We start from the raw sequence: 16,673 nt of genomic DNA on the forward strand, positions 1-16,673 counted from the left end.
AGGCGGCACAAGGACCTCCGGGAGACGGTTCGCGGGACACCGCACCCAGAGTGGGATGATTTGTCGTACTACGCCCTGTTCAACTGCACCGGTCGGGTGAGAACGGCGGCGAAACGGGCGGGACCGCGCGCACTGTGCACCGCCCGCACTCACGGAACGTCACAACTGGTCGGAGCCCCGGCAGCAGCCGTTCGCACCCGCGCAGAAACGATCTGGCAGAGATGCGGAACCGGCTCCGAGGCCGGACAGTGGCTGGAAGGGCCCGACGCGGGCCTCTATGATCGGCACACTTTCCGGATGCGGAAGGTGTTTCCTGCCCGACAGCGAGCGAGTGCACTGCGGGAGCGAGTGGTGAGCGGAACGTCCGAAGGGCCGACGCCCGCGACTGAGCTCAACCGGCCGGTCGTCACGGAGAGTGAGATCCCGTCGGCTTCCGGTGCGGAGTTCTCCGAGCCTGTTGAGGCCGTCGAGCCGGTGGATCCGGCCGGCCCCGAGCCTGTCGAGCCGGCTGGGCCGGTGGACCAGGCCGATCCGGTGCGGCTGGTCGACTCCGCCGAGCCCGCCTCCTCCCACTCGCCCGCGCCCCCGTCCTACCGCTCCGTCTTCACCGCCGCCCCGCTCGCCATGGCCGTCGTCGACCGTGAGGGCATGGTCACCGGCGCCAACGCCGCCCTCGCCGACCTGCTCGGCCGCGACCAGGACAGCCTCACCGGCGCCGTCGCCGCCGACCTGGTCGCCCTCGCTTCCGACGCCCGCACCTGGCACGCCTACCGCGAACTGCTGCGCGGCCGCCGGGCCCGGCTGCGCTGCACCCGCCGGCTGAAGCACCCCGAGGGGCACGCCCTGTGGGTGCGGGTCACGGTCGCCCCGCTGCCCCCCGACGGCGGCGGGGTCCTCGTGTCCGTCGCCGACATCAGCGACCACCGCGCCCTCCAGGCCCGGCTGCGCCACCTCCGTATGCACGACCCGGTGACCCGGCTGCCCAACCGCACCCTGTTCTTCGAACGGCTGACCACCGCCCTGGAGGCGGAGTCGTACGCGGAGAGCGGCACCGGCCGGATCGGGGTCTGCTACCTCGACCTGGACGGCTTCAAGGCCGTCAACGACACCCTCGGCCACCGCGTCGGCGACCAGTTGCTCGCCGCCGTCGCCGACCGGCTCACCCGGTGCGCGCAGGACGCCGGCCGGGCCCGCGCCGGGATTCCGCTGGTGGCACGGCTCGGCGGCGACGAGTTCGCGCTGCTCGTGGAGGACTCCACCGGCACCGAACAGCTCGCCGACCTCGCCGAGTCGCTGCTCGACGCGATCCAGGAGCCGTTCGACCTGTCCGGCCGCCGTCTCAAGGTGTCCGCCTCCATCGGCGTGGTCGAACGGCACGCCGCCGGGACCACGCCCACCGCGCTGATGCAGGCCGCCGACACCACGCTGTACTGGGCGAAAGCCGACGGCAAGGCCCGCTGGACGCTGTTCGACCCCGAGCGCAACGCCTCCCGCGTCACCCGGCAGGCACTCGCCTCCTCCCTCCGCCCGGCCATCGACCGCGGCGAGTTCGCCCTGGAGTACCAGCCGCTGGTCGGCATGGACGACGACCGCGTGCACGGGGTGGAGGCCCTGATCCGCTGGCACCATCCCCGCTTCGGCACGCTCACGCCGAATCGGTTCATCTCCCTGGCGGAGGAGGACGGTTCGATCGTTCCGCTCGGTCGCTGGGTGCTGCGCACCGCCTGCCGGCAGGCGCGCGACTGGCAGACGCGGTACCCGGACGAACCGCCGATCTTCGTCAGCGTGAACGTGGCGGTCCGTCAGGTCTGGGACTCCGACCTGGTCGCGGACGTCGCCGACACCCTGGAGGAGACCGGGCTGCCCCCGCACCTGCTCCAGCTGGAGCTGACCGAGTCCGCGGTGATGGGCTCCTCGGGCAGGCCGTTGCAGGCGCTCAAGGCCCTCAGCGACATGGGCGTCCGCATCGCCATCGACGACTTCGGCACCGGCTACTCCAACCTCGCCTACCTCAGCAGGCTGCCGGTGTCCGTGCTGAAGCTCGACGGCTCCTTCGTCCGCGGCTTCCAGATCGAGGACCGCGCCGGCCAGGGCAGCCCGGCGGACGAGGTCATCGTCGAGGCGATGGTGCAACTCGCCCACCGGCTGGGGCTGACCGTCACCGCGGAGTGCGTGGAGACCTCCGCGCAGGCCACCCGGCTGCGCCGGATCGGCTGCGACACCGGGCAGGGCTGGCTGTACTCACGGCCCGTCCCGCCCGACCGCATCTCCGAGCTCCTCGGCACCCCCGGCGTTCAGGCGGGCGTCGGCAACCCGTAGGCGTCCGCGATCAGTTCGTACGACCGCACCCGGACGTCACCGCCGTGCGCGTTGGCGGTGAGCATCAGCTCGTCGGCGCCGGTGCGCTTCTGCAGGTCGTCCAGCCCGGCCCGGACCTCGTCCGCGGTGCCGTGGACGACGTTGGCGTTCCAGGACTCCACGAACTCCCGCTCCATCGGGCTGAAGTCGTACGCCTCCGCCTCCTCCGGCGTGGGTACGAGCCCCGGGCGTCCGGTGCGCAGCCGCACCATGTTCAGCGCGGCGGCCAGCACCTGGCGGCGCGCCTCCTTCTCGTCGTCGGCGGCGAGCGCGGCGACCCCGATCAGCGCGTAGGGCGCGTCGAGCACCTCGCTCGGCCGGAAGCTCTCCCGGTACAGGTCGAGCGCGGGGATCGTGTTCTGCGCGGAGAAGTGGTGGGCGAAGGCGAACGGCAGGCCGAGCATGCCGGCCAGCCGGGCGCTGAATCCGGAGGAGCCGAGCAGCCAGACGGGCGGCCGGTGCGGGGACTGCACCCCGCCGGGTGAGGTGGCCTGCACCGGCCCGGGCACGGCGTGGATCCGCCGGTACGGGTGCCCGTCGGGGAAGTCGTCGTCCAGGAACCGGGTCAGCTCGGCGAGCTGCTGCGGGAAGTCGTCGGCGCCCTCGTTCAGCCGGTCGGTGCGGCGCAGGGCGGCGGCGGTGGCGCCGTCGGTGCCGGGCGCCCGCCCCAGCCCCAGGTCGATCCGTCCCGGCGCCATGGCCTCCAGCGTGCCGAACTGCTCGGCGATCACGAGGGGCGCGTGGTTGGGCAGCATGACCCCGCCCGACCCGAGCCGGATCCGCTCCGTGTGGGCGGCCAGGTGCGCGAGGATCACCGCCGGCGAGGAGGAGGCCACGCCCGGCATGGAGTGGTGCTCGGCCACCCAGTACCGGTGGAACCCGCGCGCCTCGGTGAGCTTCGCCAGCTCCACACTGGTCCGCAACGCGTCGGACGCGGTCCGCCCGGCACCCACCGTGACCAGGTCGAGAACGGAGAGGGGAACGGGGGCGGTGCCGTGCGTCGTGCCCCTGATCTCGTCGCCTGCGGTCACGTGGGTGCCTCCTGTCGAACGTCCTCGCACTCGGTGCATGTGCGGTGGGAGGAACAGGCGGTGGTTCCCGGTTATTCCCCCGGCCGGGGGTGTGCCCTATGCATGCTCGACCACTCTGGGGCACGTACATCCAGTGCGAACCGGGGCAGGGCGTGACATCGGGGAGCCGTATGGAGCGGTCGGGTGAAGTTGTGGGGTACGCGTCCGGTATCCGCACTCAACGGCCCATTGAGACGGTGCGTCGCCGACTCGGTGTGGTGCATCCCACACCGGTCCATAGCGTGATCAAGCCTCACAGGCCCCTTCTCAAACGTAACGATCATCACGCGCGCTACATGAATCTCCGACGTCAATGCCCGTTTGCTGCCCATTGACCTGACGTTCGGTAACGGGGTGGGGTACGGAAGGCAACTATGTGGGCTCTGTGGGTGGGGTGTGGCGGGGATGTGGGGCCGAAGTCGAGGCAGGGCGAAGATCGTTGGCGTCCTGATGGGCGCAGCGTTGGCCGTCGGGTCGACTCCGGCGCTGACCGGTGAGGCCGTGGCGGGCATGCCGGATTCACCGGATTCGCCGACAAGCACGGCGAAGACTGCCGACCACGGCGGCGGTGGCCTCACGGAGGCCGAAGCGCTGGCCAAGGCCAAGAAGACCGGCGAGCCCGTGGAAGTTGTGTCGCTGCGCGGGGAGGCGAGTGAGGTCTTCGCGACTCCGGACGGTCGGTTGCAAGCGCGTGAATATCTGCGCCCGGTGTGGACCCGCATCCACGGCGGCTGGAAGCGGGTCGACACCGACCTGACGTCTACGAGCGAGGGCACCATCGCCCCCGAGGCGTCGGCCATAAATCTGGAGTTTTCCGGCGGAGGAGAGAGCCCGCTGGTGCGTATGGAGCGCGCCGGGCGTGAACTGAGCCTGACCTGGCCCACGCCGCTGCCGAAGCCCGAGGTCGAGGGTCCGGTCGCCACGTACCCGTCGGTGCTGCCGGATGTCGATTTGCGGATGACGGCGCAGCAGGACGGGTTCACCCAGTTGCTGGTGGTCAAGACGGCGGAAGCCGCCGCGAGCCCGGAGCTCGCCCAGCTGCGGCTGGAGCTGGAGACACGTGGTCTGTCGGTGGAGGAGACCGAAGAGGGGGGACTGCAGGCACTCGACCGGGGAGCCGAGTCGCCGGTCTTCGAGGCTCCACGGCCGATGATGTGGGATTCGAGCCCAGGAGAGAGCCCGGCAGGCGCGGAACCGAGCAAGGCAGCGCCAGGTGAGAAAGCCGACGGCAGGAGCGCGTCGGCCGGCGCGGCAGCGGGGTCGGGCGATCAGCCGGGCGCGGGGGAGTCGGGCAAGCTCGCCCCTGTCGGGGTTGACGTGGCGGAGGGGCAGGACGAACTGGTTCTGACGCCGGACGCGGATGTGCTGAAGGGAGAGGACACCGAGTACCCGGTGTTCATCGACCCTCAGTGGTACACCCCCAAGGCCTCCGCATGGACGATGGTGTCCAAGTACTGGGCGGATTCACCACAGTGGAAGTTCAACGGTGACTCTGATTCGGGCCTGGGCTACTGCAACTGGAACTACTGCAAGCCCCATGACACCAAGCGTCTCTTCTACCGCATCCCCGTGTCCAAGTTCGCGGGACGCAGCATCCTGTCGGCGGAATTCGTCGTACGCAACACCTGGTCGGCGTCGTGCTCCGACCGTGGCGTGCAACTGTGGCGTACCAAGGACATCAGCTCGTCCACCACGTGGAACTCCCAGAACGCCTCGGGCTTCTGGATTGACCACCTCAAGACCGAGGAGTTCGCGTACGGGTACGAGGGGTGCGCTGCCAAGGACGCCGAGTTCGAGGTGAAGTCGGCTGTCCAGCAGGCCGCGAACGGCAAGTGGTCGACGATGACCTTCGGTCTGCGGGCGTCGAGCGAAAGTGACGGCTACGGCTGGAAGCGGTTCTCGGACAACGCCTATCTCCGGGTCGAGTACAACCGTCCGCCGGCCCAGCTGAAGATGTCGCAGCTCACGATGACTTACGGTGGTACCTGCAAGACCCCGTACCCCCCTGCCCGCGTCCGCACTCTTGGCACGATCCGCGCGAACAACGTCACCGATCCTGACGGGGACAACGTCGGTGTGCAGTTCCAGGCGAAGTGGGACGGAGGCTCGTGGAGTCCGACTCGTGCGGCGGGCAAGGCATCGGGCTCGTCGTTCGCGATCTCTCTGCCGTCGTCGATCCCGAAGAACAAGACCGTCCGCTGGTACGCCAGGGTCTTCGACGGGGCGCAGTACTCACCGTGGTCACATGCGGGGGCCGCGTCGGCGTGCTACTTCGTCTATGACACCAGCGTGCCTCAGGCGCCGACCGTGAGCTCGGGCGAGTATCCGGAATCGGATCCGGCCAACCCCGAGGACCCCTGGTACGACGGGGTGGGCCAGTACGGGTCGTTCACCGTCGACGGAGTCGACTCGGACGTGACGACGTACTGGTACGGCATCAACGGGGATCCGACCTCAAGAAACAAGATCACCACCTCGGGCGGTGCCGCGCGGATCGCGAAGGTGCTGCCGGCCAGACCCGGCGTGAACTTCTTCACGGCACAGGCCTTCGATTCGGCCGGTAACGGCAGTGAGATCCGCACCTACCAGTACCGGGTGAAGGCCGGGCAGCCCGACCGGGCGACATGGCAGATGGACGAGGGCGCGGGGGCGAACCAGGCGAAGGGATCGACACCCCCGCGCACCCTGAAGCTGCTCGGTGGCACGACCGCCGAAGCCGAAGGCGCGGTCGGCACGGCGGTGCGGTTCAACGGCACGGACGGATATGCCGACACCGACCTCTCACCGGTCAACACCACACAGGGCTTCACCGTCTCCGCGTGGGTCAACTTCGATCAGCAGCCCACCCGATCGATGGTGGTGGCGACCCAGCCGGGCAACATCACGGCCGGTTTCGAGCTCTACTACTCCCCGGTCCACGGATGGGTGTTCAACCAGCACGCATCGGACACCGCCGGTGCCGCATCGGTCATGGCGAAGGCTGCCACGCCCGCCCCGGTCACGGTGGGCAAGTGGACGCACGTCGCCGGATCCTACGACGCGACCCTGGACCGGCTGCGCCTGTACGTCGACGGTCAACTGGTCGGCGAGAAGTCCTGGTCGACCCCCTGGAACGCCCGCCGCGGTCTCAGAATCGGGGCCGGGTCCTACAGCGGAACGCCTGGCAACTTCTTCTCGGGCGCCATCGACGACGTGCAGATCTTCAATCGGCAGCTGGAGGACAGCGAGGTCACTCAGCTGCACGCGAAGCAGAACGTCGGTGACCCAGGCTCGCCCGCGATCGCGGTGTTCCCCATGGACGAGGCAGTCGGCGCGACGGAGATCGTCGGACACGGCGGAGTGATTCCCGCGACCTACCACGGAACGGTCACCACGGGCGTGCCGGGAGTCGCGGGCAAGGCCGCCCGCTTCGACGGCACCACCGGCTACGCGAAGGTCGGCGAAACGAGTGCCCCACACGTGAACACCTTCCGCAGCTTCACCGTCTCGGCCTGGGCGAAACTGGACTCCCTGGCGTCTGAGAGTGGCGTGGTGGTGCTGCAGGCCGGCAAGGAACGGCCCGGGATGGAGCTGTACTACTCCGCCGCCGCCCAGCAGTGGGCCTTCGCCCAGTACACGGCGGACTCGGCGGACGCAGGCATCACCCGGGTCACGCAGCCCGCCGGCGCGAAGGCTTACGCCGGGGAATGGGCGCATTTGGTCGGCGTGCACGACACGGACGACAACACGCTCACGCTGTATGTGAACGGCACGAAGGCCGGCTCTGTCACCCAGAACAGCCCCTTCTACGCCGACAGATCGATGTACATCGGCGTCGGTGACTTCAGCGGAGCGAGGCAGTACCACTTCCCCGGCACCGTCGACGACGTACGGGTACAGGACCGACCGGTCTCCGCCGAGGAGGTGCAGCAGATGTTCAAGCAGCGGCCACTGGTCAAGGGCCGTTGGATGCTGGACCAAGCCACCACGACCACCCCGGCCACCAGTCCTGACGCCTCGGCCGAGAACCGGGCACTGGTCCTGGGCGGCGGTGCAAGGACCGGCTTCGGCTGGGTTGACGACGGAGCGCTGGAACTGGACGGCATCGACGACCATGCCGCGACCGCCACGGCCGTCGTTGACACGAACGCCAGCTTCACAGTGATGGGCTGGGCCCAGGCCGCAGGCACGCCTGCCGACAGTGCGGCCGTCCTGAGTATGCCCGGCACGACCAACAGCGCTTTCGCGGTACGACATGTACCTGCGCCCGAGGATGAGGACGACGCTGGACGCTGGGAAATCTCGATGCCGGATTCCGACTCGGCGGGTGCCACAGTCGTGCGAGTGGAGAACCACCGGTTCTACGACGCACGGGACTGGAACCACTTGACGCTCGTGTCCGACGGCTCCACCAAGGAAGTCCGGCTCTACGTGAACGGCGAGTTGGAAGAGGTCGCCTGCGCGGACGGGGACGGCGACGGCGAGTCCGACGACACCACCTGCGCCGACCGAATGTCGTGGGCCGAGAACGTGCTGTCGTACAAGGCCACGGGCGGACTGCAGATCGGCCGGGCCAGGACCTCCGGGGAGTGGGGCGAGTACTGGCCCGGGTCTGTCGATGACGTGTGGGTTTTCCAGGGTGCGCTGAGTGAGCTGCAGATCGCCCGCCTGTCGCTGGGCTGGCCGGGGATCCCCACCGAGGTACCCGGCGATGGCTGACCTGCCGTCGGTCTCCCGCATCTCCCACCCCGCCGCACCGACCGCGTATGACGAAGGACGAGGATGAACGGTAGATCCCGGACGCGAGTCCCTGCCCTGCGCCGCCGCATCGCTCTGGCCTCGGCCACGGTGATGATCGGTACCTTGCTCCAGGCGGCGGCCCAGCCCGCGTCGGTCGCAGCCGACCGCGACTCCGGCCGCCCCGACCTGCCCGCGTCGGAGAAGCCGGTGGAGGTCTCGGCCGTCCCGGTGATCCCGCGTACTCCGACGAAGGGCCCGCGCACTCCCGCGAAGGCCCCGCGGGCGGCCTGGCCGCTGGCAGGCGTGGCGACCATCGACCCGCCAGAGGACTCATCGTCCGTCGTACGGGCGAAAGGGCTGCCGCTGGCGGTCGGCGGCAAGCAAGCGCCCGAGAAGGTGCGGGCCCGGATATTCGATCGGGAGAGCGCCAGACAGGTTGGCGCGGACGGTCTGCTGTTCAGTCTGGAAACCGAGGAGCCCGACACGACCACGAAGAGGAAGGGGGGCGTCGTACGGGCTCGGCTCGACTATTCCTCCATCGCCGAGGCGTTCGGTGGCGGTTATGCCGACCGGCTGCGCCTGGTCGAGTTGCCGACCTGCGCGCTCACCACCCCGGCCAAGGCCGCCTGCCGTAAGGCCACTCCCATCGAGGCCGTCAACGACACCGAGTCGGCGACCCTCACCGCATCGAGCGTCCCGCTGAAGGCTTCCGGCGCCACCGTCCTTGCGGCCGTCGCCGACGACGCGAGCATGGGCGGCGACTACAAGGCCACTCCGTTGTCGTCGTCGGCGCAGTGGAGTACCAGCCTCAACACCGGCGACTTCTCGTGGTCGTACGCGATGAACGTGCCTGATGTACCGGGCGGGTTGCTGCCGAGCGTGGGGATCTCGTACTCCTCAGGGTCTGTCGACGGCCGGTCCGGCAACTCCAACAACCAGGGATCCTGGGTCGGCGACGGTTTCGACATGTGGCCCGGCTCCATCGAGCGGCGCTACAAGTCCTGCATGGACGACGGAATCGAGCACGCCGACGGTGGGAAGCCGGCCGACCTGTGCTGGGCGTACGACAACGCGTTCATCTCCTTCAACGGCAAGGGGGGTGAGCTGGTGCCGGACGGCACCGACCTCTTCCGGCTGCGCGACGACGACGGCACCAAGATCCAGCGGATGCGCGGCTCCTCCTCCGACGTGCGAGCCAACGATGCGCGGAACGACGAGTACTGGAAAGTCACCACTCCGGACGGAGTGCAGTACTACTTCGGCTACAACCGGCTGCCCGGCTGGACCGACGGCAAGGAGACCACCAACTCCACGTGGACCGCTCCGGTCTTCGGCGATGACGTCAATGAACCGTGCCATGCCTCGTCGTTCGCCGAATCCTGGTGCCAGCAGGGCTGGCGGTGGAATCTCGACTACGTCGTCGACCCGCACGGCAACGCGATCGCGTACTACTACGACAAGGAGTGGAACTCTTACGGCCGCAACCTGGATGAGAAGGCCAACACGCGATACGTGCGAGGCGGCAGCCTCGACCGGATCGAGTACGGTCTGCGCTCCTCCGCCATGTACGCACAGCCGCTGGCAAAGGTCGACTTCACCAGCGGTAAACGCTGCCTGCCTGAAGGGAACTCCACCTGCGACGACATCGACGAGGACGCCTCTCACTGGTACGACACACCGTGGGACCTGAACTGCGACGAAGGCGCCACCTGTGATCAGGGCCGACTCGCCCCGGTGTTCTTCACCCAAAAACGACTGACCTCTGTCGCCACCCAGGTACTGAAGTCCGGCGACTATACGAACGTCGATTCCTGGGAACTCGTCCACCGCTGGGGTATGGCCGACACCGATTACCAACTGCTGCTTGACTCCGTACAGCGCACCGGCCACAGCGCCACTCCGGCGATCACTCTCCCGAAGACCACGTTCGGGTACGTCCAGCGGGCCAACCGGCTTGACAAGACCGGTGACGGATATGCGCCGTTCATCAAGGCACGACTGAGCAGCGTCGCCGACGAGGCGGGCGGGCAGATCGACGTCGGCTATTCGGCGGCGGCCTGCGACGCGGGGGCCCTGCCCACTCCGCAGACCAACACCACCCGTTGCTTCCCTCAGTACATCGGCGGCAGCTCCTCCGACGATCCGGACTTGCACTGGTTCAACAAGTACGTCGTTTCCACCGTCACTCTCACCGACCGCACCGGCGGCGCACCGACCAGGTCACTTCGTACGAGTACCTGGATGGCGCGGCCTGGCATTACGACGACGATGACGGGCTGACCAAGGAGAAGGAGAAGACCTGGTCACAGTGGCGTGGTTACGGCCACGTCCGGGTGAAGACAGGTGGACTGGGTGGCGCGGCGGCGATGAAATCGCAGGCCGACACCTACTTCCTGCGCGGCATGGACGGCGACCGCCTCGCGCCCAGCGGCGGCACCAAGTCGGTCGACGTTACTCTCGGCAGCGGTGAAGGTGACCCGATCACCGACCACGAGTCGGCCGCAGGCTTCGCCTACAAGACCGTGCAGTACTCCGGCCCCGGCGGCCGGGTATTGAGCAAGGTCGTGAACCGGCCCTGGCACCATGAGACCGCGAAGCGAACCCGCTCCTGGGGCACGGTGACCGCCAACCTCGCCGGCACCGCCCAGGTTCGCTCGTGGACCTCGCTGGACGACGGCGCGGGCGCCAAGTGGCGTACGACCACGGTGAACAATTCCTTCGACACCGTCGCAGGCCGCATCACCCGTATCGACGACCGCGGCGACGATGCCACCACTGCCGACGACCGGTGCACCCGTACAACCTTTCCGGCGGCCGGCGCGATCCTCACTCTGCCCTCTCGGGCTGAGACCGTCGCCATGAACTGCGCCGGGACGCCTGACCGCGCCGAGGACGTCATCTCCGACCTGCGCACCGCTTATGACGGCCGGGCCTACGATGCCGCGCCGACCAAGGGCGACGCAACGGCGACCGCGGTCCTCAAGTCCCACGACGGCACAACGGCCACCTACGCGGAGAGCGGTGCGACCTACGACGCTTACGGCCGCAAGCTCACCAGCACCGACCTTACCGGCACCCTCACCGTCGCCTCCGGCACCCTGACCCGCACCGTGCGCACAGACGGCCTTACGACGACCACTGCCTACACCCCGTCGACCGGATTCCCCACCTCCGCAAAGGTCACCACGCCTCCTGCGAAGTCTGGTGACAGCAGCACCGCGCTGTCCACGACCACGACGAACGACCCGGCACGCGGAGTGCCGCTGACCCAGACCGACAGCAACGACAGAGTCACCAACTTCGCTTACGATGCGCTCGGCCGCACCACCAAGGTCTGGCTCGCCGACCGGCGTACGAGTGACATCCCCACGTACGAGTACACCTACAAGGTCACCGGGGACGCACCTATCGCGGTCGGTACCAAAGTCATCGGTAACGACAATTCCCAGGTCGCCTCGTACGTCCTCTATGACGGTTTCCTGCGACCTCGCCAGTCCCAATCCCCGGGTCCCGACGGCGGACGGCTGCTCACCGATACCTTCTATGACGAACGCGGCCTGACAGTAACGGAGTTTCTGCCCTATTACGCTACCTCCGCGCCCTCCACATCCCTGGTTGCACCGGAGGACGCGCTCAGTGTGGAGACCCAGAACCGATATGCCCACGACGGTCTCGGTCGGCAGACCGAGCACCGGCAGATCTCCGGCAACGGAGACGGCGGCAAGCTCCTTGGCACTACCCGTACTCTTCACGGCGGCGACCGCACCACCGTGATCCCACCCGAGGGCGGCACCGCCACCACCACCCTCAACGATGCCCGCGGGCAGACCACAGAACTGCGCCAGCACCATCAGCGCATCCCGGAGGCCTCGTACGACACCACCAAGTACGCCTTCACCCCGAGTAATTGTCAAGACTTGTGGGTGAGTTGAGTTTCAGGCGGCTTCGAGGTCCTCGACGAGGTGGCCGTTTTCGAAGCGGGCGCCGGAGCGGACGAGGGCGACGAGGTGGGGTGCGGTGACCGCCCGCCAGCGGGCCTGGGCGGCCTCGGCGAGCTTGAACACCATCGCCAGGGCGGCGGCCGGGCTGCCCGCTCCTCGGGTGACCTTCGTCCGCAGCCTGATCGTGGAGAACGTGGACTCGATGGGGTTCGTGGTCCGCAGATGGATCCAGTGCTCGGCGGGGAAGTCGTAGAACGCCAGGAGCTCGTCCAGGTCGTCGGTGATCTTCTTCACGGCCTTGGGCCACTTCGCCCCGTAGGTCTTCTCGAACGCGCGGGCCGCCTTCTCGGCGTGGGTGCGGTCCTCGGCGTTGTAGATCTCCTGCAGGGCCTTCTTCGCTCCGGGCTGCGTGGACTTCGGTAGCGTGTTCATGACATTACGGGTCTTGTGGACCCAGCACCTTTGGTGCCTGGCCTGCGGGAACACCTCCGCCAGGGCCCGCCACAGGCCCATGGCACCGTCGCCCACGACGAGGGCCGGATCGCGCATGCCACGCCGTCGGCAGTCCCGCAGCAGGTCGGCCCACGACTCCGTCGACTCCCGCAGCCCCTCGGCCAGCGCGATCAGCTCCTTGGTGCCGTCCAGACGCACGCCCATCAGGACCAGGACGCAGGAGTGGGCCTGGCCGAGGCGGACCTTGGGGTGGACGCCGTCGGCCCACACGTAGACGTAGTCGGTGCCGGACAGGTCCCGGTTCTGGAAGGCCGTGTGGTCGTCCTGCCACTGCTTCGTGAGCCGGTTCACGGTGGCCGCCGACAGGCCGGCCGCGGAGCCGAGGAACTGCTCAAGGGCGGGCACGAAGTCACCGCTGGACAGCCCGTGCAGGTAGAGCAGCGGCAGGACCTCGCTGATCTTCGGGGACTTGCGGCACCAGGGCGGAAGGATTTTCGAGGAGAACCGCTGCCGTTCACCGGTCGCCTCGTCGACGCGGCGGTCGTTCACTCGCGGGGCGCGGACCTCGACCGGGCCGGCCGCTGTCGTCACGGTGCGGGGACGGTGGTGACCGTTACGCACCACCAGACGGTGGCAGCGTTCGTCCCGCTCGGCAGCCAACTCGGCTATGTACTGGTCGACTTCCGCTTCCAGAGCGGCGGCGAGCATCCGGCGGGCGCCTTCCCGCACGATCTCGTCGATCAGCGAACCGGTAGCGGTGGAGCCGTCTTCGTTGACTACGCTGAGCACGGGCGTGCCTTCCCGACCCGCGCTGCGAACGCGGGCCTGACTTGGTGACCGATACAGGATCATTCGGGAAGGTACGCCCTTCGCGTGCCGTCCCGAAGACCGATCCACAAGTCATGAGCATTGCTCCTTCACCCCTGCGGGTTACCTGTCCAAGGTGACTGATCCGGCAGGCAACGAGTGGGATTTCGCGTACGACCTGCTCGGCGGGATGACACGGTCCGACGACCCGGACAAGGGCACCACTCGCTACCACTACGACGACCGGGGCCGGCTTACCTCCACGGTCGACGCCCGTGACACCACGCTCGTCAATGTCTACGACGGCCTCGGCCGCAAGACCGAATTGCGCTCCGGTTCCGTAACTGGCCCACTGCGCGCCAAATGGACCTACGACACGCTCAGTAGAACCAAGGGGTACCTCGCAAAGACCACCCGTTATGCCGACGACGGACTGCCCTACACATCCCAGGTGCTGGCCCGTGACGGGCTTTACCGGCCGCTGCGCACCTCGGTGACGATCCCGGAGTCCGAGGCCAACATCGGCCTGGCCGGCACGTACCTCTCGGGTGCCTCATACAAGTCGTCCGGTCTGCTCTTCACTGTGGGCCTGCCCAAGGCAGGCTCCCTGGCCGCGTCGACGATGGCCTACGCCTACGAGGACGACACACTGCGGCCCATCGCGGTGGAAGGCCCCGTGAACCTCAAGGCCACCACGTCGTACAGCCTCACCGGGAAGCCGCTGCAGTACGAACTGTCCGACTCTGGCAGCAAGAATTCCTGGGTAACCAACGAGTACGAGCCAGGCACTCAGCGGCTGGCGTCCACCCGCGTTGACCGCCAGGACGTCCCCGGCGTCGACCAAGCCTCCACCTTCCACTACGACGAGGCCGGCAACGTCCTCTCCGTCTCGGACACCTCCCGCTCCGGCACGGACACCCAGTGCTTCACTTACGACCACCTGCGCCGTCTGACAGAGGCCTGGACTCAGTCCACCACCGCCTGCGCGAGCACGCCCAGCGCCCCGGTGCTTGGCGGCCCAGCCCCGTACTGGACCTCTTACGGTTACGACAAGACCGGCAACCGCAGCACCGAAGTCCAGCACGACACCACCGGTGACACCACGAAGGACGTCACCAGCACGTACGCCTACCCGGAGCCGGGTGCGGCCTCGGTCCGCCCGCACGGCCTGAAGGCGGTCACCCGCGTGGGGGCCGGTGTGACGTCCGGCGACTCGTACACCTACGACGCCATCGGCAACACCGACGCCCGCACCCTGGGTGACGGCACCACACAGGATCTGGAGTGGGACGCCGAAGGCAAGCTCGCCAAGGTCACCGAACCCGTCGAAGGAAGCTCGCCCAAGGTCACCGAGTACGTCTACGACGCCGACGGCAACCGTCTGATCTCCCGGGCTCCCACCGAGACCACGCTCTACCTCGGAAGCACCGAGATCACGGTCGCCAAGGGCAGCAGCACACCCCGTGGCACCCGCTACATCGACCTCGGCGGAGGACACACAGCCGTCCAAGAGGACGACGGCACGGTCTCCTTCACCACAGCGGACCACCACGGCACAGCCCTGCTCGCCATCGAGGCGTCCACCCAGAAGCTGACCCAGCGCCGTACTTCCCCCTTCGGTGGAATCCGGGGCGAGGAACCGGTGGACTGGCCAGGTACCAAGGGCTTCGTCGGTGGCACACGGGACACATCCACAGGCCTGACGCATCTGGGCGCCCGTGAGTACGACCCGTCCACGGGCCGTTTCCTCTCGGTCGACCCGATCATGGACTTGACCGACCCGCAGCAGATCAACGGCTACACGTACAGCAACAACAACCCGCTCACCTTCTCCGACCCGTCGGGTCTGTACTGCGACGGATGCAGCGCCAACAACCCGGACTCGGTTTGGCACCCCAGTAAGGGCAACGGGCCGGGCTGCACGCATTACACCTGTTATGACCAGGACGGCAACGACCTAGCGAGCGGGTCCGGGGGAGGTGGGGGGGCGACGAGCTCGCCGGCGGTGACGATCAACGTCACCGAGAAGAATGGCGCGGTCTTCATCGAGAACATTCAAATACCGGCAGCGCGGGAGCTGGCGGCAATGTTCCCGCAGTACCAGGAAAGGGAGCAGCAACTCGAAGCGTGGGCAGAGCGCAAGTGCTCGCAAATGGATGACAGCCTCGATGCGTTCTGCGGCGCGGCCGAAGCTCTCGGCATCGTCCACCACGAACAGACCCTGTTCCAGCAGATCGTCATATCCCTGGTTGCCCCCGACGTCGACGCGTGGAAGAGCTGCTTGAGCGGAGAAAGCCTCGGGGCTTGCGGCTGGGCGATGACTGATTTGCCCTGGGGGCGAGTGTTCAAGGGGTTGAAGGTTCTCAAGGTGGATCCGCCCTGCAACAGCTTCGCCTCTGGTACCGAAGTCCTGATGGCGGACGGCAGTAGGAAACCCATCGAGGACGTCAAAGTCGGCGATGAGGTCGTGGCCACGGATCCGGAGACGGGGAAGACCGAGATAGAGACGGTCACCGCTGAAATCACCGGCGAGGGCCCGAAGAACCTGGTGACGCTCTCCATCTCCGTGGGCGGGGAGGAGGTGAGGGTCACCGCGACGGACGGCCATCCCTTCTGGGTGCCTGGTCTCGAAGAGTGGGTTGACGCCGGCCGGCTGACTGCTGGCCAAGAACTGCACACTGTCAGCGGAAAGACCCTACGCATCAGCAGCATCTCCCTAACGCAGCGTCCGGCTACCGTCCACAACCTGACTGTCACCGACCTGCACACGTACTATGTGCTGGCGGGACAGACTCCGGTACTCGTTCACAATGCAACGCCGGGCCAGAAGTGCGATCTGACGCTGGGTGCTGGTCCGAATGCCCGCGAGGGAGTAGGGCTGGAGAACGGCGACATTGAGGCAGATGGCGTTCGAGATCTGGTCAACGAATCCGGAAATAAGTACGGCTGCCACACTTGCGATGCCACGACCCCGGGCACCAAGGACGGGGACTGGATTCCAGATCACCAGCCGCCGTCTAGTCTCGTCGCTCCAGGGTCTCCTCAGACGGCGTATCCTCACTGTGTGCCCTGCGCTAGACGGCAAGGTGGAGTTTGTCTCACAACTTTCACAAGAAAAGAGTAAGAAGGAATGGTAGCTAATAGCCCTGTGGTTGCATTCCTGGCGAAAATCGAGCACGGCTGCCTGATCCTGCAGGACGCGGGAAGTGACGACGACGTCAGCGACTGGGACCCGGCGTCGAGCAACTGGCATCGAGAGGGCAGTTCACTCATCTTCGGTGTTCAGGCTAGTGTCGACGGTCCTGTCGAATGCGAGGTATGGAAG

At 67.6% G+C, this 16,673-nt stretch carries 5 protein-coding genes and 1 pseudogene; 4 read left to right on the plus strand and 2 right to left on the minus strand.

Annotated elements, in window-relative coordinates:
- Positions 1 to 297 precede the first annotated feature (297 nt).
- Entirely contained in the window at positions 298 to 2,319 is a 2,022-nt protein-coding gene (locus tag ACQY0Z_RS11440) for an EAL domain-containing protein (protein ID WP_439812203.1), read from the plus strand.
- Here ACQY0Z_RS11440 and ACQY0Z_RS11445 read toward each other — a convergent pair.
- The gene (locus ACQY0Z_RS11445) at positions 2,295 to 3,428 is read right to left on the minus strand and encodes an LLM class flavin-dependent oxidoreductase (RefSeq protein WP_347225402.1); all 1,134 of its coding nucleotides are present in this window, start codon (positions 3,426 to 3,428) and stop codon (positions 2,295 to 2,297) included. The genes ACQY0Z_RS11440 and ACQY0Z_RS11445 overlap by 25 nt on opposite strands.
- Positions 3,429 to 3,878: 450 nt before the next feature.
- Between ACQY0Z_RS11445 and ACQY0Z_RS11450 the strand changes: the two genes are divergently transcribed.
- Both ACQY0Z_RS11450 and ACQY0Z_RS11455 read left to right on the plus strand, forming a co-directional pair.
- Complete coding sequence (locus ACQY0Z_RS11450) at positions 3,879 to 8,126, plus strand: LamG-like jellyroll fold domain-containing protein (RefSeq protein WP_439812204.1); 4,248 nt, start codon at positions 3,879 to 3,881, stop codon at positions 8,124 to 8,126.
- A gap of 63 nt (positions 8,127 to 8,189) precedes the next feature.
- Positions 8,190 to 12,052, plus strand: a pseudogene (locus ACQY0Z_RS11455) (sugar-binding protein); the annotation flags it as partial.
- A 30-nt stretch (positions 12,053 to 12,082) separates the two neighbouring features.
- Here ACQY0Z_RS11455 and ACQY0Z_RS11460 read toward each other — a convergent pair.
- Complete coding sequence (locus ACQY0Z_RS11460) at positions 12,083 to 13,330, minus strand: IS256 family transposase (RefSeq protein WP_439812191.1); 1,248 nt, start codon at positions 13,328 to 13,330, stop codon at positions 12,083 to 12,085.
- Between the two features lie 154 nt (positions 13,331 to 13,484).
- On the opposite strand from ACQY0Z_RS11460, the gene ACQY0Z_RS11465 reads away from it, so the two are divergent.
- A complete protein-coding gene (locus ACQY0Z_RS11465) occupies positions 13,485 to 16,472 on the plus strand; it encodes a polymorphic toxin-type HINT domain-containing protein (RefSeq protein WP_439812205.1) in 2,988 nt (995 codons plus the stop codon).
- Positions 16,473 to 16,673: the final 201 nt, after the last annotated feature.

Source organism: Streptomyces sp. P9-2, from assembly GCF_051903975.1.
GTDB classification, from domain to species: domain Bacteria; phylum Actinomycetota; class Actinomycetes; order Streptomycetales; family Streptomycetaceae; genus Streptomyces; species Streptomyces cellulosae.

What these genes read in the sequence shown, in the direction of transcription:
- ACQY0Z_RS11450 (WP_439812204.1), top strand. Translation starts at nt 3,879, where the DNA reads ATGGGCGCAGCGTTGGCCGTCGGGTCGACTCCGGCGCTGACCGGTGAG.
- ACQY0Z_RS11445 (WP_347225402.1), bottom strand. Translation starts at nt 3,428, where the DNA reads ATGCACCGAGTGCGAGGACGTTCGACAGGAGGCACCCACGTGACCGCA.
- ACQY0Z_RS11440 (WP_439812203.1), top strand. Translation starts at nt 298, where the DNA reads ATGCGGAAGGTGTTTCCTGCCCGACAGCGAGCGAGTGCACTGCGGGAG.